A 22814-nucleotide genomic window follows, 5' to 3' on the forward strand; every position below is an offset into this window, starting at 1 on the left:
CGTCGAGCGTGCGGTCAGCCGCACATTCGGCGCCGGGCAGGTAGCCTCGCGCCGTGCTGATCGCGATCGAAGGCGTCGACGGCTCCGGCAAGCGAACGCTGACCGACGGCCTGCGCGCGCACCTGCACCGCGCCGGCAAGTCGGTGGCGACGCTGGCGTTCCCGCGGTACGGGCAGTCGATCACGGCCGACCTCGCGGCCGAGGCGCTGCACGGTCAGCACGGTGATCTCGCCGAGTCGGTGTACGGGATGGCGACCTTGTTCGCGCTCGACCGGGCCGGGGCCATCGCGGAGATCGAGCGACTCACCGACGAGCACGACGTGGTGATCCTCGATCGCTACGTCGCCTCCAACGCGGCCTACAGCGCGGCCCGGTTGCATCAGGACGCGGCCGGGGACGCGGTGGCGTGGGTGCGCGCGCTCGAGTACGAGCGGCTGGCGTTGCCGGTGCCGGACTGGCAGATCCTGCTCGCGGTGCCGGCCGAACTCGCGGGACAGCGCGCCCGCAGCCGGGCCGAGAGCGACCCGGGCCGGGCACGCGACAGCTACGAACGTGACGATGGACTGCAGCGCCGGACCGGCGCGGTGTACGCCGAACTGGCCGCCGCGGACTGGTCCGGGCGATGGCTCGTGGTGGACGCGGACGTCGATCCGGCAGGGCTGGCCACGTCCCTTTGGGGGCCTGGGCAACCCGATTGACGGCCGTTTAGCACAATTTCGGTGCCATTTGGCCTTATCAATCGAGAAACACGCGTGTGGTAGCCGAGTTTTGTCTTGATCTGGTGACACCATGGAGACCATGAGGCAAAGGATTCTCGTCGTCGATGACGACGCTTCGCTGGCCGAGATGCTCACCATCGTGTTGCGTGGGGAGGGTTTCGACACCGCGGTCATCGGCGATGGCACTCAGGCCCTGACTGCCGTGCGCGAGTTGCGCCCGGATCTGGTGCTGTTGGACTTGATGCTGCCCGGTATGAACGGCATCGACGTCTGCCGGGTGCTGCGCGCCGATTCGGGCGTCCCGATCGTCATGCTGACCGCCAAGACCGACACCGTGGACGTGGTGCTCGGCCTGGAGTCCGGCGCCGACGACTACATCATGAAGCCGTTCAAGCCCAAGGAGCTGGTCGCGCGGGTGCGGGCGCGCCTGCGCCGCAACGACGACGAGCCGGCCGAGATGCTGTCCATCGCCGACGTCGACATCGACGTGCCGGCGCACAAGGTCACCCGCAACGGTGAGCAGATCTCGCTGACGCCGCTGGAATTCGACCTGCTGGTCGCGTTGGCGCGTAAACCCCGCCAGGTGTTTACTCGTGATGTGCTGCTCGAACAGGTCTGGGGCTACCGGCACCCGGCGGACACCCGTCTGGTGAACGTGCACGTCCAGCGCCTGCGCGCCAAGGTCGAAAAGGATCCTGAGAACCCGACCGTGGTTCTGACCGTTCGAGGAGTGGGTTACAAGGCCGGCCCTCCGTGATCCGGCGGCCGGGAGAGTGCGGTGTAGGTGATCTGGCGCTCACCACGACGTAGTCGAGGTCGCTGGGGGCGTTCCGGTCCTCTGCCGCGCGGCTTGAGCGCTGTGAGCCGAGCCGTCGCCGTGGTTTGGCGCCGATCCCTGCAACTACGTGTCGTTGCGCTGACCCTGGGGTTGTCGCTGGCAGTGATTCTGGCGCTGGGTTTCGTGCTGACCAGCCAGGTCACCAACCGCGTGCTCGACGTCAAGGTCAAAGCGGCGACGGACCAGATCGAGCGGGCGCGCAACACCGTCAGCGGCATCGTCAACGGTGAAGAAACCCGCTCGCTGGACAGCAGCCTGCAACTGGCACGCAACACGCTGACCTCGAAAACCGATACTGCCTCCGGCGCCGGCCTGGCCGGGGCCTTCGACGCGGTGCTCATGGTGCCGGGGGACGGGCCGCGGGCGGCCTCGACCGCTGGCCCCGTCGACCAGGTGCCGAATGCGTTGCGCGGCTTCGTCAAAGCCGGCCAGGCCGCCTACCAGTACGCGACGGTGCACACCGACGGCTTCTCCGGCCCGGCGCTGATCGTCGGGACGCCGACGTCGTCGCGGGTGGCGAACCTGGAGCTGTACCTGATCTTCCCGCTGGCCAACGAGCAGGCCACCATCACGCTGGTGCGCAGCACGATGGCCACCGGCGGGGTGGTATTGCTGCTCCTGCTGGCGGGCATCGCGCTGCTGGTGTCGCGGCAGGTGGTGGTTCCGGTGCGGTCGGCCTCGCGGATCGCCGAGCGGTTCGCCGAGGGGCACCTATCCGAGCGCATGCCGGTCCGCGGTGAAGACGACATGGCGCGCCTGGCGGTGTCGTTCAACGACATGGCCGAAAGCCTGTCCCGCCAGATCACCCAGCTCGAGGAGTTCGGCAACCTGCAACGCCGGTTCACCTCCGACGTCAGCCACGAACTGCGGACCCCGCTGACCACGGTGCGGATGGCCGCCGACCTGATCTATGACCACAGCGCCGACCTTGATCCCGCGCTGCGCCGCTCCACCGAGCTGATGGTCAACGAGCTGGACCGCTTCGAGACGCTGCTCAACGACCTCCTTGAGATCTCCCGGCACGACGCCGGTGTGGCCGAGCTGTCCGTCGAGGCGGTCGACCTGCGCTCCACCGTGAACAACGCGCTGGTCAACGTCGGCCATCTGGCCGAGGAGGCCGGCATCGAGCTGCTGGTGGACATGCCGACCGAAGAAGTGATCGCCGAGGTCGACGCCCGCCGGGTGGAACGCATTCTGCGCAACCTGATCGCCAACGCCATCGACCACGCCGAGCACAAGCCGGTGCGGATCCGGATGGCCGCCGACGAGGACACCGTGGCTGTCACCGTCCGCGACTACGGCGTCGGGCTGCGACCCGGCGAGGAGAAGCTGGTGTTCAGCCGGTTCTGGCGCTCGGACCCGTCCCGGGTGCGGCGCTCCGGCGGCACCGGGCTAGGTCTGGCGATCAGCATCGAGGATGCCCGGCTGCATCAGGGCCGCCTGGAAGCCTGGGGCGAGCCCGGTCAGGGAGCATGCTTCCGGCTGACGCTGCCGCTGGTGCGCGGGCACAAGGTCACCACCAGTCCGTTGCCGATGAAGCCGATCCCGGCGCCGGCACCGGCCGCCAACCCGGCCTCGGCCGTCGACCAGCGGACCCGGGAGCACGCCGGATGAGGCGCGCTCTTGGTGTTCTGCTCATGGCGGTCAGCGTGGTGGCCGGCTGCGCGAGCGTGCCCAGTTCGTCGGCGCCGCAGGCCATCGGCACCGTCGAGCGGCCCGCACCCTCGAACCTGCCCAAACCCACCCCGGGCATGGATCCCGACGTGCTGTTGCGCGAATTCCTCAAGGCCACCGCCGATCCGGCCAACCGGCACCTGGCGGCCCGGCAGTTCCTCACTCAGTCCGCCTCCAATTCCTGGGACGACGCCGGTAGCGCCCTCCTGATCGACCACGTCGTGTTCGTCGAAACCCGTGGCGCCGAACGGGTTTCGGCAACCATGCGGGCCGACATCCTGGGCTCGCTGTCCGATATCGGGGTCTTCGAGACCGCCGAGGGCCAGCTGCCCGACCCGGGCCAGATCGAGTTGGTCAAGACCTCCGGCGGCTGGCGCATCGACCGGCTGCCCAACGGCGTCTTCCTGGACTGGCAGCAATTCCAGTCCACCTACAAGCGGAACACGCTGTACTTCGCCGACCCCACCGGCAAAACCGTCGTGCCCGATCCGCGCTACGTCGCGGTGTCCGACCACGACCAGCTGGCCACGGAGCTGATCTCCAAGCTGCTGGCCGGCCCGCGCCCGGAGATGGCGCATACGGTCCGTAATCTGCTGGCTCCACCACTGCGGCTGCGCGGCCCGGTCACCCGCGCCGACGGCGGCAAGAGTGGAGTCGGCAAGGGTTACGGCGGCGCCCGCATCGAACTGGAGAAGCTGTCCACCACCGATCCGCACAGCAGGGCGCTGCTTGCCGCGCAGATCATCTGGACGCTGGCGCGCGCCGACATCCGCGGGCCGTACGTGATCAACGCCGACGGCGCCCCCCTGGATGACCGGTTCGCGCAGGGCTGGAACACCTCCGACGTCGCCGCCACCGACCCGGGCGTGGCCGACGGCGCCGGCGCCGGCTTGCACGCGCTGGTGGGTGGATCGCTGGTGGAACTGGACGGGCAACACGTCACCACGGTGCCGGGAGCCTTCGGCCGCATGGGGGACCAGACCGGCGCCGCCCTGTCGCGCAGCGGGCGGCAGGTGGCGTCGGTGGTGACGCTGCGCCGCGGAGCCCCGGACATGGCGGCGTCGTTGTGGATCGGGGACCTCGGCGGCGAGGCGGTCCAGTCCGCCGACGGGCACAACCTGTCGCGGCCCAGCTGGTCGCTGGATGACGCGGTGTGGGTGGTGGTCGACTCCAATAACGTGCTGCGCGCGATCCAGGAACCCGCCACCGGGCAACCGGCCCGCATTCCGGTGGATTCCACCGCGGTGTCGAGCCGCTACCCCGGACCCATCACCGACCTGCAGCTGTCCCGGGACGGCACCCGCGCGGCAATGGTGATCGGGGGCCAGGTGATTCTCGCGGGTGTCGAGCAGACTCAGGCCGGCCAGTTCGCTCTGACGTACCCGCGCCGGCTGGGCTTCGGCCTGGGCACGTCGGTGGTGTCCCTGTATTGGCGAACCGGTGACGACATCGTGGTGACCCGCAACGACGCCACCCACCCGGTGTCCTATGTGAACCTCGACGGCGTCAACTCGGATGCGCCCGCACGCGGGCTGCAGATCCCGCTGTTCGCGATCGCGGCTAGTCCGTCCACCGTGTACGTGGCCGGTCCGCAGGGCGTTCTGATGTACTCCGCGTCTGCCGCGGAAAGCCAACAGGGCTGGTCAGAGGTGGCCGGTCTGATGATCGGCGGGGCCGCGCCGGTCCTGCCGGGATGACCGTGTCTAACCGCTGACTACACCGGCTAATCTGCTGGTGAGGAGGCGCTTGCCGATGTCGCCCAAGGTTCCCTTCCTGCGTTGGGACGACCCGTTCCGCGCCTTGGAGATGCTGACGTCGCTGTGGTCGTCGACCGGGATACCGTCGGTCGGGGCGCACGCGGTGGCGATGCCCTACCGCACCTTGTTCGCGACGTTGCAGCAGCTGCTGGTCGGCAAGGAAGTCACCGTGCGCATCGGCGATCAGGACGTGACGCTAACCGTCGTCGAGCTGGAATCGGAGCTCGATCCGCAGGGGTTGCCGGTGGGCCAGCTCGGCGAAGTCCGGGTGGCCGCCCGCGACATCCGCTGGGCCGACAACCGGCTGCAGAGTGCGGTCGCGGTGATGCGCAACGTGCACATCCGCCCCGGGGTGCCGCCGCTGGTCATCGCCGCTCCGACAGAGCTGACCACCGAACTGCCGAAGGACGTCTTCGATCACGTGCTCGAGCAGGCGGCACCGCATCTGCGCAGCGAGTCGGGGGAGGACGGGACCGCGCGGCTGAGCTGGGCACGTCGGCCGGGCCTGGGCGGTCTCGAGGTGGACGCCGACGTGGTGGGCTCGACTTTGTGGCTGCGCCCGCGCGCGGTGGTGGCCGGCCAGCGACGGTGGAAACTGCCGCTGCGCACGCCGGCGTATCAGGTGGTGCTGCCGGATCTGCCGCACGGATTGATGATCACCGGAGTCGAGCTGACGCCGGACTCCCTGCACCTGTCCGGACTGCTGCCCGAGTGGCGGATGGAGTTGCCGCTGCGGGCGTTGGAAGAGCTGATCACCCGGCTGAGCCAGGGCGCGCTGAGCTTCAGCTGGCCCTCGTTGTGGTGGGGTTCGGATTCCGGCGAGTGAATTACATGAATGTAAATTACATGCCTGTAATTTATGGTTTGGATTTGCTGAGCGACCATTAATCGAGCGTTTTCCCGGGTATGCCGATTGGCGGTGTTCAGGTCACGAGTTGGTCGCGTAGCACAGCTTCGGCGGCCAAAACCCTTCGCTGCGTAACTGTTTGGGAAAGACACTGTCACGGCGCGGCTGGTGCTTGGCATCGGTTCGGCATCCATCAACTTAGGGCTCTAGGCAGGAATTCGGCGCGCCGATACGGTTCCCCATTGTTATTGATTGCGGGGGCAATTGGGGAGAACGAACGGAGTTGGCGTTGCGGATAATCGATCGATTCTGCGTTGCGGTTGCCGCCGGCGCGGGGTTGTGCGGGGCTGCGCTGGCGTTGAGTCCGGGCGCGGTGGCCACGCCGCTGCGCACTGGTGGAGGGAACTGCATTGAGCAGCAGATGGGATTCGCTGCAGGGCCGGTAGCCGCCGCACCGGTGGTGCTGCCAGGTCCGGTGCCGATCGCGCCGGCCGTGCCCGTGGTGCCGCCGGTGCCGGTCGTGCCGCCGGTGCCCGTCGTTCCTCCGTTGGGGCCGGTGGTTCCCGTCGCGGGGGCTGGGGCTGGTGCGGCCGAGGGTGCTCCGGCGGCTGCTCCGATCATGACGCAGGCCGGGACGGGCAAGGGGGCGCCCATGACTCCCTCGAGCGGCAAGGCCGCCGACCCGGTCGTGCTGCCCGGGCCGCAGGCGCCGGCGCCTCAGGCCGTCGCCGCCGAGGTGCCCTCGGCGCCGATCCCGGCCGTCTTGGCCGGCACGACGACGGCGCTTCCGGCGTGCGGTGCGGTGGGTGTGCCGGCGCAGTAGTTACGGCGCACTAGTTACGGAGTGCCCGCACCACCCAGTGCGAAAGCGGTTGCGAGAACGATGAATTGGCCGATCGAGCACAGCAGCGGGACGGCAAAGGGAAGTCGCTGACGTTTCCACAAGTGCGCGTAGGTCGTCATGACGACCTCGACAATGATCAGCACGCCGGTTCCCACCGCACTGATCAAGGCAGCCTCTCGGAGGTGGGCTCCGCGCTCGCAACCAACGTGGTGAATGCGGCACCCATCGTGCGGATCGGCGGTGACGAGAAGAGCCAGATTCAGCAGCACCGTCAAGAGCACCAGAACGGCATGCAGCGCGACAAGCCCGATCGCCCCGCCGCTACCCCTTCCCGTTCGGAAGGCCGGATTCTGTGCGGACATCGGTTGATTGTCGGCGAAGCGGCGGTGGTTCGCACTCGCGCGGACTTCGACGCCTGAGTTGCGGCGGCACCCGCGTGTCACAAGTTGCCTCATGTCAAGATGCGCGCGAAGGGTTGTTGGTTGCCTCACGTGAACGTGCGCGCTTGGTGAGTGGAGTCGGGACGCCGGCTGGGGCTTTGCTGGTGGTCAGGGTGAAGAGTTGGTTGGTCAACGCCTGAATCTGGCGTTGGGTGGCGGCTGGGTTGATCAGTGAGTAGGTCCGCTTGAGCGCCACGATGCGGTCCACGGTCATACTCGGGTGGTCGGTCGCCCGGTGAAACGGGGTGGTGGCCGTGTCGTGTTTTCTGGATACCTTGGCGCCTTTGCGGACTTTGGATACCAATTTCTGCTGGGGGTGGAAGTAGTTGGTCAGCTGTGACTGCATTCGCCAGATCTCGTTGAGTAGCAAGAGTTCTGACGCTGTGTCGTAGCGGTAGTAGCCGACCACGGTGCGGACCACCACCCAGTTCTTCTGCTCGACGTGGCAGCCGTCGTTCTTGTTGCCCGGCCGTGACCGGGTGAAGGTGATTCGCCGGTCTTGGCACCATGCCAAGAGGTCGTCGTTGATGAATTCCGATCCGTTATCGCAGTCCACGCCGAGGATCGGGAACGGCATCGCGGCGGCGATCTGATTGAGGGCGGCCAGGATGTGTTTGGCCGTCCTGTCCGGTAGCGAGCGGCTTTCGGTCCAGCCGGTGGCGATATCGGTGACCGTCAACGTGAACGCATGGCCTCCACCCCGATTGCCGCCGTCATGGAAGACCGTGTCGATCTCGACGAAGCCGGGCACAGCGTCATCCCATTGGGCCCAGGTGCGCACCGGGATCTGACTTCGGATCAGCGACCCCGGCTTGGTGCCCACGCGTCCTTTGATCTTGTATCTGGCCCGTTCATCGGCCAGGCGGCGATCGATGGTGGCCGCCGACATCGATACCAGCAGTGCCGCCGTCTCGTCACTGATGACCAGCTCCCGGAAGTGGCGCAGCACGGCTACCAGCTCGGTGAGCATGGGTGCGAGCCGTTGCCGGCGGGCATGCCCAGCACCGTCCAGCAGATCGTCAGCGCAGCAATCACATCCTCGCCGTATTTCACGGGCCGCGGACTTCGTGCAGACATGATCCTGGGGGCCAGCGCGGCTTTAAGTGCCTTGCGGGCATGGCTGCGATGCCAGCCCGTGTTGGCGCACAACTCGTCAAGAATCCGGGTCTTACCGCGCTTACCGGCCTGCTGATAACGAGTCGCCGCTGATTGGGTCACCGCCCTGCGCTCTGCCAATGTCAACCCCATCAACCGGGCCTACCGAACTCATTGCTGACCCGACCAGGCAGGCGCGCCGTCCACGCGCGCATTCTCGATGAGGCAACGAATCACCCTTTCGCGCGCATTTCTGACGAGTCAACGCGGTCATAGTGTCATCTCCCAGGACATCGGTGACAGTTCTGTGTCAGGACATCGGTGACAGTTCGGGCTGTGTTGGTGGTGACATTTCTGCCTCAGGGTTCGGGTGGTGGCTGTTAATGAACCGATCGATCCTCTGGTCCGGCTTGCTATCTCGCAGTGGCCCGATGACGCGCCCCGCGGGGCGGTTTCGACGTTCTGCGCCGAGTACGGCATCTCCCGCAAGTCGTTCTACGAGTTGCGTAAACGCGCCAAGGCCGACGGGCCGGCCGCGGTACTTGAACCCAGGACGAGACGACCCAAGTCGAGCCCATCGAAGTTGAGCGATGCGATCAAGGAGCAGGCTGTGGCAGTGCGTGCCGCACTGGAGGCCTCCGGCCTGGATCACGGGCCGATCAGTGTGCACGAAAAGATGCGCGCGATGGGCCTACAACCGGTACCTTCCACGGCATCGCTGGCGCGCATCTTCCGTGAGGCTGGCGTGGCTCGTCTGGAGCCGAAGAAGAAGCCCCGCTCGGCATGGCGGCGGTTCGTCTATCCGGCGCCGAATGCGTGCTGGCAACTCGACGCGACCGAGTACGTGCTGAGCGGCGGACGAAAGTGCGTAATCTTCCAGCTCATCGACGACCACTCCCGCTACGCGGTCGCTTCCCACGTCGCATTCAGCGAGACCGCCACGGACGCGATCGCAGTGGTGGACAAGGCCATCGCCGCCCACGGAGTGCCCCAACGACTGCTGTCGGACAACGGGCTCGCGCTTAACCCCTCGCGGCGTGGATATCTGGGCCAGCTCGTAGAACACCTCGCAAGCCTGGGCGTGGCGGCGATGACCGGCAAGCCCTACAAACCGACCACCCAGGGCAAGAACGAACGCTTCCATCAGACCTTGTTCCGCTACTTGGACAAGCAGCCTCTCGCGAGCACGCTGGCCGAGTTGCAGACCCAAATCGACGCCTTCGACGACATCTACAACAACGAGCGCCCCCACCAAGGGCTGCCTGGCCGCATCACACCCCGCGCGGCCTGGGAGGCCACCGAGAAGGCGCAGGCTCCCCGCCCCAAACCCGACCAGCCCTTCTTCGTCCAAGCTGCACTTAAGCGGCACCGGCCTGCACCCGCACCCAAAGACCTGCCCGCCGGCACCAGCGTCAGGACACTGACCACCGCCGGAACATTCATGCTCGCCGGGGTCCAGTACAAGGTCGATGGACGACGCGGCTTTGACCAGGTCCTGGTCGTCACCAACGGCGACAAGATCATCGTCGCCGACCTGGACGGCGAAGTCCTCATCGAGCACACAAGACCCGCACCCGGGGTGACTTACGTCGGCAACGGACGACCCCGCGGCCCACACCCCAAAAACGACAAAACGTCACCGAAGTCCTGACACACCAACTGGCACCGATGTCCTGACACAGAACTGTCACCGATGTCCTGAGACATCACACAACGCGGTCATAGCAGCGTGTACAATCGAATGTATGTTCGATAGGCTGCCGTTCCTCGCACCCGGGATGGAAGGGTATGACGGCTACCTGGAGGTGTTGGCCCACCGCAGGGCACTTCTAGAAAAGACCGAGGAATCGGTGGGCTGGATGACGCGGATCGCTGCGGCGGCGCGGGTGGTCAATCAGGCCCAGGCCGCGGAATTGGTGGCGATCGGGCAGTTGTTCTCCCACCGCTCGGTGGCGGGCTCTGAGACGGGTCAGTGGGCGATCGACACGTTCAAAGCGGTGGCCGGGGAGGTGGCCGCGGGGCTGAAGATCAGCCAGGGCCGCGCAGAGACCAAACTGCATTACGCCCGGGCGATGCGCGAGCGCCTACCCCAGGTCGCGGCGGTGTTCTGTGCCGGGGACATCGACCTGGAAGCGTTCGCCACGATCGTGTTCCGCACCGACCTGATCGAGGACCCCCAGGTGCTGGCGGCGGTGGACGACAAGATCGCCGCGCGGGTGACACGCTGGCCCTCGTTGAGCCGCGGGCGGCTGTCGCAGAAGATCGACCAGATCGTCGCCAACACCGACGCCGATGCCGTCCGGCGGCGCACAGAGGCCCAGGCTGATCGGGAGGTGTGGATCAGCCAGGAGCTCAACGGGTTGTGCCAGGTGGAGGGACGCCTGCGCAGCACCGATGCCAAAGCCCTCGATGCGCGGATCTCGGCGTTGGCGGCCACGGTCTGCCCCCACGATCCGCGCACGGTGGCTCAGCGCCGCGCTGATGCCATGGGGGCGCTGGCCGCCGATGCCACCCGGCTGGCCTGCGAGTGCGGGCGTCCCGATTGCACCGCCGCCGGGCGTAAGCCCGCCTCGCCGGTGGTGATTCATGTGGTCGCCGAACAGGCCACCCTCAATGGCCACAGCGACAGCCCCGGGTGTGTGCTGGGCGCCGAAGACCTCATCACCCCCGAACTGTTGGCCGAGTTGGCGCTGACCGCCCGCCAGGTGCCGTTGATCCACCCCGGCTACGCCGCCCCCGAACCGCACTACCACCCCTCCCAAGCGCTCGCCGATTTCGTGCGGGCCCGGGACCTGACGTGCCGCTGGCCCGGCTGTGATGTGCCGGCCACCGCCTGCGACTGTGACCACACCACCCCCTACGCCTCCGGTGGGCCCACTCACGCCGGCAACCTCAAGTGCTACTGCCGCACGCATCATTTGATGAAAACGTTTTGGGGCTGGACCGAGAAACAACTCGCCGACGGCACCCTGATCCTGACCTCCCCGGGTGGGGACACCCACGTCACCACCCCCGGTTCCGCGCTGCTGTTTCCCAGCCTGTGCCATGCGGTGGGTGGGATGCCCGCCCCCGAAGCCCAAACCCCACCGGCGGATTACTGCGCCGAGCGCACCGCGATGATGCCCACCCGCCGACGCACCCGCACCCAAGCCCGCGCCGCCCGCGTCACCGCCGAACGCCGCGCCAACCACCAAGCCCGCATCAACGCCACCGGCCCACCCGACGACGAACCCCCACCGTTCTAGCTGGGCGGCCGATCGGGGTTCAGGGTCGACGGCTGCAGCGGTTTCGGGTCGGCTTCCTTGCCGCTGTCCACGGCCGGTGCGCCTTCTTTGACGATTACCGGGTCACCGACGTGGACCGTGTTGAAGTACCACTCGGCGTCGGTCGGGCTGAGGCTGATGCAGCCGTGGCTGACGTTGTCGACGCCCATCGCGTTGACCGCCCACGGCGCCGAATGGACGTACAGACCGTGATTGGTGATGCGGACGGCATAGTCGACCTGCAGCCGGTAACCGTCGGGGTTGTCGACGGGGATGCCGACGCTGCTCGAATCCATCATCACCGAGCGGTCTTTGGCAAGAACGCTGTACGTACCCACCGGCGTCGCGTATTCCGGCCTGCCCATCGAGGCCGGCAGCACGCCCGCCTCGCCGAAGTGCGACCGGTGATGCGGCGCCGGCAGGGCGGGCGGGGGCGCATCCGCTTCCACCCCGTCGATGCTGACGGTGAAGGTGTGGTTGGTGACATCCGCGACGCCGACCACCGCCGGACCCGTCTTGAACTCCGTGCGCAGACCGCCTACCGACAGCGCCACCGTGCTGTGTGCCGGCCAGAACCGGTCGGGCACCCATTGCACGACATTGCTGTCCACCCACTCGAACCTGCCGGTCATCGCGGGCTCCGACGTAACTTCGATGGCGCGCTCCATCGCCGCGCGGTCGGCGACCGGATTGCCGAAGGTCACCACCACGGGGTGCGCGACACCAACGACAGAGCCGCGCACGGGCAAAACCGAGACGAGGCCGGAATAACCGTTCGATGTGCTTGCCGCCATCAGCGTTACACCGGCGTGCCCCGCGATCACCGTCGAAGTGATGCACAGGAACGCCAGCAGAGACCGGATCGCCGCCCGCATGGCTTTCTCTCCAGGGTTAATTAGTCGGATGGGTAATAAGACGTCGCTGCTGGAATGGTAGGTCCGCTGACGGCTCCAAATTGAAAGTGCGCGAACGCAAGTCGGTCAGTGTTTGGTCACAAGTCGGTCTCCATCCGGCCTTGTCACCCCCTGCGGCGACACTGGCGACATGCTCGAGATCCTCGATTTGGTCGCGCCGCTGCAGTGCGGCGGCTGCGGAGCTCCCGCCACCCGATGGTGTCCGGCATGCGCGTCCGCCCTCGCTGTCGAACCCGGCGAACCGCTGGTGATCAGTCCCCGCATCGATCCGGGTGTTCCGGTGTTCGCGCTCGGCCGCTACACCGGCGTCCGGCGCCAGGCCATCCTGGCGCTCAAGGAGCGCGGCCGCGGCGACCTCGTCGCACCCCTGGCGCACACGCTGGCCGTCGGCATCCACCGGTTGTCCTGCTGGGGCATGGTGAGCACCCCGTTGACGATCGTGCCCGCGCCCACCCGGCGCTCCGCGGCCCGCCAGCGCGGCGGAGATCCGATCACCCGGATCGCACGCACCGCCGTGGCCGCCCATCCCGACGTCACCGTCACCGCGGCCTTGCGCATGCGGGCCATGGCCCGCGACTCCGTGGGCCTGGACATCTCGGCCCGCGAACGCAACATCAACGGTCGGGTACGGCTGCGCGGTCCCCGGCCGGGCACGGAGGTGTTGCTCGTCGACGACGTCGTCACCACCGGGGCCACGGCGCGCGAATCCGTTCGGGTGCTCCATGCCGCCGGCGTGCAGGTGGCCGCGATTCTGGCCATCGCCGCCGCGTGAAGAACTCGCAACAGGTCTGCGAATGGGGTGGCACGGTAAGGCGAACAAGGGCTAACGTCGAGAACACCAGCAGCACCCGCGGTAGGAGGTGAAAATACGATCTCTTGCTCCGGCGGGCAGCCTGCGGCGGTGGCTCCTTCATACCGCTCTAACCCCGTCGGCGCGTATCTGATTCAGTGCCGGGCACGCAGGTCGCGTGTGACGTGAAAAGAGAAACGAGTTGTCACGAATGCCAAGGCTTACCGCGGAATCCGAGCAGGTTCTAGAAGCAGCCGGACCCGAAGACCAGGCCGAACCAACGGCCAATGCCGAGATCGTGTTCAAGGGACGCAACGTCGAGATACCCGATCATTTCCGCATCTACGTTTCACAGAAACTCGCCCGCTGCGAGCGGTTCGACAAGACCATCTACCTTTTCGACGTCGAGCTCGATCATGAACGCAACCGCCGCCAGCGCAAGGCCTGTCAGCGCATAGAGATCACCGCCCGCGGTCGCGGCCCGGTCGTCCGCGGCGAAGCCTGCGCCGACAGCTTCTACGCCGCTCTGGAATCCGCCGTCGCCAAGCTGGAGAACCGCCTGCGCCGCGGCAAGGACCGCCGCAAGGTGCACTACGGCGACAAGACGCCCGTGTCGCTGGCCGAGGCCACCGCGGTGCTGCCGCCGCCGGAAAAGGCGTTCAACGCCGAACCGGCCGATGCGCATGACCACGTGGGCGCCGAGCCGGACCGCAAGGACCATCTGGACCACGGGGACCACAAAGACCACGAGCCGGGCAAGGTGGTGCGCACGAAGGAGCACCCAGCCAAGCCGATGTCGGTCGACGACGCGCTCTATGAGATGGAGCTCGTCGGGCATGATTTCTTCCTGTTCTTCGACAAGGAGACCGAACGGCCGTCGGTGGTCTATCGCAGGCACGCCTACGACTACGGCTTGATTCGGCTGGCCTGACTCAGACTGGCCTGATCACCCCGTCACCTAGGATGGGGGGCGCCTGAAAGACTCCTACCCAACAGGGGAACAAAGCTGTGCTGTCGAGATTGCTGCGCCTTGGTGAAGGTCGCATGGTCAAACGCCTCAAGAAGGTGGCCGACTATGTGAACACGTTGTCCGACGACGTCGAAAAACTCACCGACGCGGAGCTGAGGGCCAAGACCGACGAGTTCAAACGGCGCCTCGCGGACGAGAAGAACCCAGAGGACCTCGAAGACCTGCTCCCGGAGGCGTTCGCGGTGGCCCGCGAGGCCGCCTGGCGGGTGCTCGACCAGCGCCCGTTCGACGTGCAGGTGATGGGCGCTGCCGCCCTGCACCTGGGCAACGTCGCGGAGATGAAGACCGGTGAGGGCAAGACCCTGACCTGTGTGTTGCCGGCCTACCTCAACGCGCTGGCCGGCAAGGGCGTGCACGTCGTCACCGTCAACGACTACCTGGCCAAACGCGACAGCGAGTGGATGGGCCGGGTACACCGTTTCCTCGGCCTGGACGTCGGCGTCATCCTCGCTCAGATGACGCCGGAGGAGCGGCGCGTCGCCTACAACGCTGACATCACCTACGGCACCAACAACGAGTTCGGCTTCGACTACCTGCGCGACAACATGGCCCACACGCTGGACGACCTGGTGCAGCGCGGCCACAACTTCGCCATCGTCGACGAGGTCGACTCCATCCTGATCGACGAGGCCCGCACCCCGCTGATCATCTCCGGGCCCGCCGACGGCGCGTCCAACTGGTACACCGAGTTCGCGCGGCTGGCGCCGCTGATGCAGAAGGACACCCACTACGAGGTGGACCTGCGCAAGCGCACGGTCGGTGTGCACGAGAAGGGCGTGGAGTTCGTCGAGGACCAGCTCGGCATCGACAACCTCTACGAGGCCGCCAACTCGCCGCTGGTCAGCTACCTCAACAACGCGCTGAAGGCCAAAGAGCTATTCAACCGCGACAAGGACTACATCGTCCGCGACGGCGAGGTGCTCATCGTCGACGAGTTCACCGGCCGCGTGCTAATCGGACGCCGCTACAACGAGGGCATGCACCAGGCCATCGAGGCCAAAGAGCACGTCGAGATCAAGGCCGAGAACCAGACGCTGGCCACCATCACCCTGCAGAACTACTTCCGCCTCTACGACAAGCTGGCCGGCATGACCGGTACCGCCCAGACCGAGGCGGCCGAGCTGCATGAGATCTACAAGCTGGGTGTCGTCCCCATCCCGACCAACAAGGAGATGATCCGGACAGACCAGTCCGACCTCATCTACAAGACCGAAGAGGCCAAGTACATTGCCGTGGTCGACGACGTCTCGGAGCGCTACGAGAAGGGCCAGCCGGTCCTGATCGGCACCACCAGCGTTGAACGCTCCGAATACCTGTCGCGCCAGTTCACCAAGCGGCGTATTCCGCACAACGTCCTCAACGCGAAGTACCACGAGCAGGAGGCCGGCATCATCGCCGAGGCCGGCCGGCGTGGCGGCATCACCGTGGCCACCAACATGGCCGGCCGTGGTACCGACATCGTGCTGGGCGGCAACGTCGACTTCCTCACCGACAAGCGGCTGCGCGAGCGCGGCCTGGATCCGGTGGAGACGCCCGAGGAATACGAAGAGGCCTGGCACCAGGAGCTGCCCAAGGTCAAGGAAGAGGCCAGCGCCGAGGCCAAGGAAGTCATCGAGGCCGGCGGCCTGTACGTGCTGGGCACCGAACGCCACGAGTCGCGCCGTATCGACAACCAGCTGCGCGGCCGGTCCGGCCGCCAGGGCGACCCGGGGGAGTCGCGCTTCTACCTGTCGCTGGGTGACGAGCTCATGCGCCGGTTCAACGGGGCCGCCCTGGAGAGCCTGCTGACCCGGCTGAACCTGCCCGACGACGTGCCGATCGAAGCGAAGATGGTCACCCGCGCCATCAAGAGCGCTCAGACTCAGGTCGAGCAGCAGAACTTCGAGATGCGCAAGAACGTGCTGAAGTACGACGAGGTGATGAACCAGCAGCGCAAGGTCATCTACGCCGAGCGCCGCCGCATCCTCGAGGGCGAGAACCTCAAGCAGCAGGCCCTGGACATGCTCCGCGACGTCATCACCGCTTACGTCAACGGCGCGACGAGCGAGGGCTACGCCGAGGACTGGGATCTGGACGCGTTGTGGACTGCGCTCAAGACGCTCTACCCGGTCGGCATCGGCCACGAGAACCTCACCCACCGCGACGCGGACTCCGAGCGCGACGACCTGACCCGCGAGGAACTCCTCGACGCACTGCTCGAGGACGCCGACAAGGCTTATGCGGCAAGGGAATCCGAGCTCGAGGAGATCGCGGGCGAGGGCGCGATGCGCCAGCTGGAGCGCAACGTGCTGCTGAACGTGATCGACCGCAAGTGGCGCGAGCACCTCTACGAGATGGACTACCTCAAGGAGGGCATCGGGCTGCGCGCGATGGCGCAGCGCGACCCGCTGGTCGAGTATCAGCGCGAGGGCTACGACATGTTCATGGCCATGCTGGACGGCATGAAGGAGGAGTCGGTCGGCTTCCTGTTCAACGTCAGCGTGGAGGCGGTGCCGGCACCTCAGGTCGATGTCGCGCCGGTCGAACAGCCGGAAGGCCTCGCCGAATTCGCCACCGCCGCCGCCGATTCCGACGGCGAAGACGAGCCCGTGCGCGCGAAAGAGCCGGTAAGCACGTTGCGCGCCAAGGGAATCGACGACAGCGACACGCCCGCGCTCACCTACTCCGGCCCGTCGGAGGACGGTTCGGCGCAACTGCAGCGCAACGGCGGCGGGGCGGCCAAAACCTCGGCCGGAGCCGGTGCCGGCGGCAGCCGCCGGGAACGACGGGCCGCGGCGCGCCAGCAGGGCCGCGGTGCCAAGCCGCCGAAATCGGTCAAGAAGCGCTAGCGTCCGGGATCGGCGCCAGACGCGGCGCCGAGTGTGAAGCTGGCCGCACGCTCGACGCCGAACGTGCGGCTGGCTGCACATTCGAGCAACCGGGCGCGGGCTCAGCCCCCAGCACGAACGCGTCGACCGGCGCAGCGTGCCCCCGCAGGTTCAGGGGGCGACGCGGAGCCGTCCCGACGCGCTCGTCGGCCACTCCCGCAGCGACCAGTAACTCCCCGCCGGCGGCATGTTGCTGCATACGCGCTGCGACGTTGACCGGATCGCCCAGTGCGGTGAAGTCGACGACCGCGCCACCGACGTTGCCCACGTACGCGACGCCGGCGTTGACCGCCACACCCAACTCCAGCCAAGGGCCCCGGTCGCTGCCATAACCGACCGCTTCCAACAGCTCTACCCCGGCCGCGACGGCCTGGCTGCGGTACCCCGGACCGCTGATGCCGCGAACGAAGAAGGCCATCACCTCGTCACCGATCAGCTTGTCGATCACCGCGTCATGACGCAGCAGGGTGTGCGTCGCAGCGTGGTAGAAGCGGTTGAGCAGCGCGGCGAAGTGTGTCGCCGCACCGCGCTGACCCAGCGCGGTGGATCCCCGGACATCGGCGAACAGCACCGCGACGTCCACCTCGGCACCGCCGGCGGGAAGCGCGTCGCAACACCGACTGCACAGGTTCGGGTTCTTGCGCGACGGACTGAACCCGGCGACCGCGAGAACCCGGCCGGCGGGGCCGCCGAACGGGTTGTTGCACAGCTTGCACCGCGGCGCCGAGGGCAGATAGCGAAACATGCGTCTTGCCTTGACCAACGACGCGTGACCTTCGGTCAGCACGCTGTCCCAGGGGTTGTGATCGATCACTGTGACCATGGGCAAAGGGTAGGGCGGCGCAACGGGGCGTCACATGGGGCAACTGCCCCAGAAAGTGCAGAATGAGTGCGTGCGCAAAGCCGAGTTGCTGGCGGCCATATCGCTGGCGATCGACCTCGGTCTGGGGCAACCGATGGAACACATGCTTCGGTCCACCCTGATCGCGACCCGCGTCGCCGACCGGATGGGTCTGGACGCCGGGCAGCGCGCGACGGTGTACTACGCCAACCTGGTGGGCTGGATCGGTTGTCACGCCGATTCCCACGAACTTTCGGCGCTGTTCGGTGACGACATCGCCTTCCGGGCCGACACCTACGGCGTGGACATGGCCGGGCTGCCGTTCCTGCGTCTGATGGTCAGCCACATAGGACGCGGATTGCCGGCTTGGGAACGCGGCCTGCGGTCGGCGGCCTTTCTGCTGACCGCACGCAACCAGGTGGCTACCCTCATCAGCTCGCACTGCACCTCCGCCGGGGTGCTGTCCGATCGGCTCGGGCTGGACAGCGAGGTCGGCGCAGCGCTGTCCTACATCTTCGAGCGCTGGGACGGCCGGGGTATGCCGAATGGTGCTCGCGCAGAAGACATTCCGCAGGAAATCCACATCGTCCATCTGTCCGACGTCATCGAGGTACACCTGCGCACGGGAGGCCTGGATCAGGCGCTCGAGATCGCTCGGTCCCGGCGCGGCACACAGTTCAGCCCCGCGGTGGCCGATGTGTTCATCCGCGACGCCGCCGCGATCACCGAGGGTCTACTCGAAATAGACGTGTGGACCGCGGCGCTGGCGCAGGCACCCGATCGCGACCGCATCATCGGTGCCGAGGAGATCAACGAATTGCTCAGGGCGATGGCGGATTTCGTCGACCTGAAGTGTCCCTGTTCACCGGGCTACTCGCGCGGTGTCGCCGATCTCGCGGCCGCCGCGGCCCGGCACTGCCGGATGCCGTCGCCCGATATCACCCGTCTGTACCGCGCGGGCCTGGTCCAGGGTCTCGGCCGCCTGGGGGTGTCCAACCAGATCTGGGAGAAGAAGGGGCCGCTGAGCACGGCCGAATCGGAGCGGTTGCGGATGTACCCCTACCTGACCGGACGGATACTGAGCCGGATCGACGGCCTCGAGTCGGTGGTGTCCATCGCCACCAAGCACGAGGAACGTATCGACGGGTCCGGCTTTCCGCGGGGGCTCGCGGGTAATGAATTGACCGTTCACGACCGGCTTCTCGCCGCCGTGGTGGCCTACCAGCAACTCCTGGAACCAAGCCCGCAACGGGCCGCCCTCGATCCGGGCGCCGCCGCCGACCAACTACGTCAGGAGTCGCGACACGGACGCCTGGACGCCGACTCGGTCGAAGCCGTCCTGGCCGCGGCCGGTCACCGGACCACCCGGCGCACCTCGTGGTCGGCGGGGCTCACCGCCCGCGAGGTGGAAGTCCTGCGACTCGTCGCGCAGGGCCGGTCGAATCGCGAAATTGCCACTCAGTTGTTCATCGCCGAGAAGACCGCCCGCAACCACGTAGAGCGCATTTACGTGAAGTTGGGCGTCAACAACCGCACGCAGGCCAGTCTGGCGGCCATCGATCGCGGAATGATTTGAGGCAAGCGCCCCATGTAACCGATCCCGCCTCCGGCAGAGGATCTCCTGCATGACCGCACTAGTACATGCCATTGACGTGAGCCATGCCATCGACGTGAGCCGCCGGGTCGGCACCCGGCAAATCCTGCAGAAACTGGCCCTCTCGATTGAACCGGGCGAACTGGTTGCCATCGCGGGCGGCAGCGGAGCCGGGAAGACCACCCTGCTGAAAATCCTTGCGGGACTGCAACCGCCGTCCGGCGGGGCGGTGTCGCACAACCTGTCCGGAGAGGGCGTCGGACGATCAACCGGTATCGGTTACGTGCCCCAGGACGACATCATCCACCTCGAGATGCCACTGCGCCGCACGCTGCGCTACGCGGCGCGGCTCCGACTGCCGGCGGGCACCACGGCCGCCGAGGCGGACCGTGCGGTCGAGCAGACCTTGAAGGATCTCGACCTGACCGACCGGGCCGATGTGCCGGTCCGTTCGCTGTCCGGCGGCCAGCGCAAGCGCGCCAGCATCGCCGTAGAACTGTTGACCCGCCCGCGCCTGTTCTTCCTCGACGAACCCACCTCCGGCCTCGATCCCTCGACCGCGGCCGACGTGATGCGGGTGCTGCGCGGCCTGAGCCGGCGCGGCGTGACGGTAGTGCTGACGACGCATGAGCCCGCCAGCATCGACCAGTGCGACCGGGTGATCTTCCTGGCCCGCAACGGCCATCTTGCTTTCAGCGGCAGCCCGGCGAATGCGCGACGGCATTTCGGGGTGAAGAACCTGGCCGACGTGTACGACCGGCTGGTTGGTGAGTACATCCCGCTGATCGAGCCGATCGCCAACAGAGCGGGCGCTGTATCGCCCGCTGGTCCGGATATCAAGCGCCCGAACGCCTTTCGGCAGTGGTGGCTATTGACCTGCCGCAACGTCGACGTGCTGGTGCGCAACCGGCTGACCCTGGCGGTGTTGCTGGGTTCACCCGTGCTGGTCACGGCGATGATGGCGACGCTGTTCCGGCGCGGGGCGTTCGATGTCGGTGGCGCCGCCGACGTCGGGCCGGCCCAGATCGTGTTCTGGATCGCGTTCGACGGCTTCTTCTTCGGCCTCACCTACGGCCTGCTGCAGATCGTCGGGGAGATAGCGGTGTTCCGGCGCGAACGCCTTGCCGGACTCAGCGTGGGCGCCTACGTGGCGTCCAAGGTCGCTGCCCTGTTCCCGGTGCTGGCCGCGGTGAGTGCGGTGCTGCTGGTCGTGCTGCGGATGCTGGGCCGGTTGCCCGCGGTCGGCTGGGACGTGTACGTGTCGCTGCTGGTGACGATGGTCATCGAGGCGACCTCCGCGCTGGCCCTCGGTCTGCTCGCCTCCGCCGCGGTGCACAACGCCGCTCAGGCGGCGCTCGCGCTGCCCATGCTGTGCTTCCCGCAGGTGTTGTTCGGTGGCGCCATCGTCCCCGTCGACAAGATGGCTTTCCCGGGACGGCTGATGAGCCTCGGCTTGTCCAACCGCCATGCGTTCGAAGCGCTCGGGCGCGATCTGGACCTGGACCGGCTGACCGCCACCCTGCCGGCCATGTCCGCCTACCGGGAGACATTCAGCGGCGGTACCGGCGGAAGTCTGATTGCGCTGGCTTCCTTCGCGGTCGCCCTCACGCTGGCCACGGTGTGGGTGCTGGACCGGCGATCGGCCGTCAGGTCGGCCGGCTGAGCCGCACCCGGCCCACCTGTTCCAGCGCGTCGGCGCCGCGGGGCTGTTCGAACAGCACCTCGGCGCCGCGGCCGTCCACCAGCAGAGTCGCGATGGTGTTCCCGAACAGGGGACCGCAGGTGTTCGCCCAGGACAATGGAAGTGCGGGGACGTGGCGCAGGCGCGCCCACCACCGGGCCAGCGTGGCAGCGGGACGCGTCCAGGCCAGGGTGAACACCGGCTTGACGAACGCCGGCACGTAGTTGTTCACCGGTGAGCACACGAGCTGGTGCACCGGAGCCGGCTGACCGGACTCACCGGCCCACTCGACGCGCGCGGCATAGCTGTGGTGGACGTCGCCGGACAACACGTTGACGGTGGCGGGCCCTTGCGGGTGGCCGGCCACGTCGTGAATCAGCTCGGCGAGCCGCACGAACGACTTGTGGAACGCCGGCCAGTGTTCGAGATCCAAAGCCTGACGTGTCTTTTCGGCAATTCGGCCGCGCAGGCCCGGCCGGTCGGCGTTGCGCTCGTTGGCCGCCTCCAGGTCTCCGAGGGCGGGCGGCATCAGCCACGGCACCGACGAGGCCAGCATCAGGTGGTCCAACTCGTCCAGGCCGTCGCAGACCTGTGCCCGCACCCAGTCGAACTCGTTCTCCCCGACCATCATGCGCTGGCCGGAGTCCAGGATCCGGCCGTTCCGCGAGTCGATCATGATGAGCCGGCTGCGGCCGAAATCCCAGCGGTAGCTGAACCTGACGCCCTTATTGCCGTCAACCTCCGCGTCGGCGCGGTCGGCGAGCTCGGCGAGATACGGCCAGCAGTCACCATCGGTCGCCAGCAGACGCCCGTAGTCCTCGTCCGCCGCCAATTCCGCCGGGCTCAGATTTCCGAGATGCTGATACACCCAGTACGAGGCCAGCCCGGCTCGGATCCGGTCGCGCCACCATGGTTTCTCGTTGATGTCGGCCCGCCAGGACGCCGACGTGTTCCAGTCGTCCCGGATGTCGTGGTCGTCGAAGATCATCGCGGTGGGAACCGTGGACATCAGCCATCTGATCTCGGGGTCGCTCCACGAATAACGGTACAGCCGTTCGTATTCGGCGAAACTCACCACCTCGTCCGGCGGGCGCGCGGCACGCTTGGCGCGACCGCGCCGGCCGGCCAGCCGCTGTCGCGCCTCCGGGGTCAGCTCATCGGCGTACAACTGGTCGCCGAGCAGGATGAGTGCCTCGGGCCAGTCATCGACCGGCTGAGTGGCCATCCGGGTGGCGTAGGCGTCCAGCGCGTCGATTCCGAGCCTCGACTCGAGGCTCGGGTCGTCGGTCTTGGGATACCGGCACGATCCGAAGATGGCCTGTAGCCGATGGGTGGATTGACGACCCCGGGTGCGGATGACGCTCGGCGGAAAGGTCGAGTCCGGCAGCGGCCAGACCACTTCACCGTCGCACTTGACGTCGTACTCGGTGACGGTGTCGGGCGTCAGTCCGGTCACCGTCACCAGGGCGTAGTGATGACCCTGAACGGCGAACGTGCGGGCGGACCCGTTCAGCACTTCCACCGTTGCCGGACTGTCGGTTTGGACCCACACCAACGCGGTCGTATCCGACACATGTCGCAACGCCGGGCCGAGCAAGAGTGCCATTCAACCACCCTAGA

The 22814-nt window shown here is 67.2% G+C and carries 17 protein-coding genes and 1 pseudogene; 14 read left to right on the forward strand and 4 right to left on the reverse strand.

The annotated features are described in order from the left end of the window. Window positions 1-53 precede the first annotated feature (53 nt). The 7 genes from C0J29_RS07215 (at window position 54) to C0J29_RS32720 (ending at window position 7098) form a co-directional block, all read left to right on the forward strand. Window positions 54-698, forward strand: coding sequence for a dTMP kinase (locus C0J29_RS07215; RefSeq protein WP_120791890.1), 645 nt, complete (start codon window positions 54-56; stop codon window positions 696-698). A gap of 91 nt (window positions 699-789) precedes the next feature. Next, a complete protein-coding gene (gene mtrA, locus C0J29_RS07220) occupies window positions 790-1476 on the forward strand; it encodes a two-component system response regulator MtrA (protein WP_065048905.1) in 687 nt (228 codons plus the stop codon). Window positions 1477-1503: 27 nt separating this feature from the next. Further along, window positions 1504-3171, forward strand: coding sequence for an MtrAB system histidine kinase MtrB (mtrB, locus tag C0J29_RS07225; RefSeq protein ID WP_065048903.1), 1668 nt, complete (start codon window positions 1504-1506; stop codon window positions 3169-3171). Continuing rightward, window positions 3168-4928 (forward strand): MtrAB system accessory lipoprotein LpqB, encoded by a 1761-nt coding sequence (gene lpqB / locus C0J29_RS07230; RefSeq protein ID WP_065048901.1) that lies wholly within the window; start codon window positions 3168-3170, stop codon window positions 4926-4928. The genes mtrB and lpqB overlap by 4 nt, the downstream gene beginning before the upstream one ends. Before the next feature lie 55 nt (window positions 4929-4983). Continuing rightward, entirely contained in the window at window positions 4984-5814 is an 831-nt protein-coding gene (locus tag C0J29_RS07235) for an LmeA family phospholipid-binding protein (protein ID WP_065048900.1), read from the forward strand. A 310-nt stretch (window positions 5815-6124) separates the two neighbouring features. Continuing rightward, a complete protein-coding gene (locus C0J29_RS07240; protein ID WP_174814824.1) occupies window positions 6125-6658 on the forward strand; it encodes a hypothetical protein in 534 nt (177 codons plus the stop codon). 65 nt (window positions 6659-6723) lie between these two features. Then, window positions 6724-7098 carry a hypothetical protein gene (locus C0J29_RS32720; protein WP_162951403.1) on the forward strand — a complete coding sequence of 125 codons (375 nt, stop codon included), beginning with the start codon at window positions 6724-6726 and terminating at the stop codon, window positions 7096-7098. 37 nt (window positions 7099-7135) lie between these two features. Here the strand turns inward: C0J29_RS32720 and C0J29_RS07250 are convergent. Continuing rightward, window positions 7136-8367 (reverse strand): annotated as a pseudogene (locus C0J29_RS07250) (DDE-type integrase/transposase/recombinase). A gap of 217 nt (window positions 8368-8584) precedes the next feature. On the opposite strand from C0J29_RS07250, the gene C0J29_RS07260 reads away from it, so the two are divergent. After that, on the forward strand, window positions 8585-9865 hold the full coding sequence (locus C0J29_RS07260; RefSeq protein ID WP_120791892.1) for a DDE-type integrase/transposase/recombinase: 1281 nt from the start codon (window positions 8585-8587) through the stop codon (window positions 9863-9865). Between the two features lie 94 nt (window positions 9866-9959). After that, complete coding sequence (locus C0J29_RS07265; RefSeq protein WP_242460375.1) at window positions 9960-11459, forward strand: HNH endonuclease signature motif containing protein; 1500 nt, start codon at window positions 9960-9962, stop codon at window positions 11457-11459. Here the strand turns inward: C0J29_RS07265 and C0J29_RS07270 are convergent. Then, entirely contained in the window at window positions 11456-12352 is an 897-nt protein-coding gene (locus tag C0J29_RS07270) for a L,D-transpeptidase (protein WP_082993913.1), read from the reverse strand. The genes C0J29_RS07265 and C0J29_RS07270 overlap by 4 nt on opposite strands. A 178-nt stretch (window positions 12353-12530) precedes the next feature. Here C0J29_RS07270 and C0J29_RS07275 point away from each other — a divergent pair, with 178 nt between their 5' ends. The 3 genes from C0J29_RS07275 to secA all read left to right on the forward strand — a co-directional run bounded on the left by C0J29_RS07275 (window position 12531) and on the right by secA (window position 17039). Continuing rightward, window positions 12531-13163: a ComF family protein gene (locus tag C0J29_RS07275; protein WP_120794610.1), complete on the forward strand. Its 633-nt coding sequence runs from the start codon at window positions 12531-12533 to the stop codon at window positions 13161-13163. 229 nt (window positions 13164-13392) lie between these two features. Next, window positions 13393-14112, forward strand: coding sequence for a ribosome hibernation-promoting factor, HPF/YfiA family (gene hpf, locus C0J29_RS07280; RefSeq protein WP_120791894.1), 720 nt, complete (start codon window positions 13393-13395; stop codon window positions 14110-14112). 77 nt (window positions 14113-14189) lie between these two features. After that, window positions 14190-17039 carry a preprotein translocase subunit SecA gene (gene secA, locus C0J29_RS07285; protein ID WP_120791895.1) on the forward strand — a complete coding sequence of 950 codons (2850 nt, stop codon included), beginning with the start codon at window positions 14190-14192 and terminating at the stop codon, window positions 17037-17039. On the opposite strand, the gene C0J29_RS07290 is transcribed toward secA, so the two are convergent. Beyond that, window positions 17026-17901, reverse strand: a complete 876-nt coding sequence (locus C0J29_RS07290) for an adenylate/guanylate cyclase domain-containing protein (RefSeq protein ID WP_120791896.1) — start codon at window positions 17899-17901, stop codon at window positions 17026-17028. The genes secA and C0J29_RS07290 overlap by 14 nt on opposite strands. A 34-nt stretch (window positions 17902-17935) precedes the next feature. Here C0J29_RS07290 and C0J29_RS07295 point away from each other — a divergent pair, with 34 nt between their 5' ends. Together C0J29_RS07295 and C0J29_RS07300 are read left to right on the forward strand one after the other, a co-directional pair. Next, a complete protein-coding gene (locus C0J29_RS07295) occupies window positions 17936-19495 on the forward strand; it encodes an HD domain-containing phosphohydrolase (RefSeq protein ID WP_242460376.1) in 1560 nt (519 codons plus the stop codon). A gap of 49 nt (window positions 19496-19544) precedes the next feature. Continuing rightward, on the forward strand, window positions 19545-21176 hold the full coding sequence (locus tag C0J29_RS07300; RefSeq protein ID WP_120791897.1) for an ABC transporter ATP-binding protein/permease: 1632 nt from the start codon (window positions 19545-19547) through the stop codon (window positions 21174-21176). On the opposite strand, the gene C0J29_RS07305 is transcribed toward C0J29_RS07300, so the two are convergent. After that, a complete protein-coding gene (locus C0J29_RS07305) occupies window positions 21160-22800 on the reverse strand; it encodes an alkaline phosphatase D family protein (RefSeq protein WP_120791898.1) in 1641 nt (546 codons plus the stop codon). The genes C0J29_RS07300 and C0J29_RS07305 overlap by 17 nt on opposite strands. Between the last annotated feature and the right edge of the window lie 14 nt (window positions 22801-22814).

Origin of the sequence: Mycobacterium paragordonae, assembly GCF_003614435.1 — a bacterium.
GTDB lineage: Bacteria > Actinomycetota > Actinomycetes > Mycobacteriales > Mycobacteriaceae > Mycobacterium > Mycobacterium paragordonae.

What these genes read in the sequence shown, in the direction of transcription:
- mtrA (WP_065048905.1), top strand. Translation starts at nt 790, where the DNA reads ATGGAGACCATGAGGCAAAGGATTCTCGTCGTCGATGACGACGCTTCG.
- lpqB (WP_065048901.1), top strand. Translation starts at nt 3,168, where the DNA reads ATGAGGCGCGCTCTTGGTGTTCTGCTCATGGCGGTCAGCGTGGTGGCC.
- C0J29_RS07235 (WP_065048900.1), top strand. Translation starts at nt 4,984, where the DNA reads ATGTCGCCCAAGGTTCCCTTCCTGCGTTGGGACGACCCGTTCCGCGCC.
- C0J29_RS07265 (WP_242460375.1), top strand. Translation starts at nt 9,960, where the DNA reads ATGTTCGATAGGCTGCCGTTCCTCGCACCCGGGATGGAAGGGTATGAC.
- C0J29_RS07270 (WP_082993913.1), bottom strand. Translation starts at nt 12,352, where the DNA reads ATGCGGGCGGCGATCCGGTCTCTGCTGGCGTTCCTGTGCATCACTTCG.
- hpf (WP_120791894.1), top strand. Translation starts at nt 13,393, where the DNA reads ATGCCAAGGCTTACCGCGGAATCCGAGCAGGTTCTAGAAGCAGCCGGA.
- C0J29_RS07290 (WP_120791896.1), bottom strand. Translation starts at nt 17,901, where the DNA reads ATGGTCACAGTGATCGATCACAACCCCTGGGACAGCGTGCTGACCGAA.
- C0J29_RS07295 (WP_242460376.1), top strand. Translation starts at nt 17,936, where the DNA reads ATGGGGCAACTGCCCCAGAAAGTGCAGAATGAGTGCGTGCGCAAAGCC.
- C0J29_RS07300 (WP_120791897.1), top strand. Translation starts at nt 19,545, where the DNA reads ATGACCGCACTAGTACATGCCATTGACGTGAGCCATGCCATCGACGTG.
- C0J29_RS07305 (WP_120791898.1), bottom strand. Translation starts at nt 22,800, where the DNA reads ATGGCACTCTTGCTCGGCCCGGCGTTGCGACATGTGTCGGATACGACC.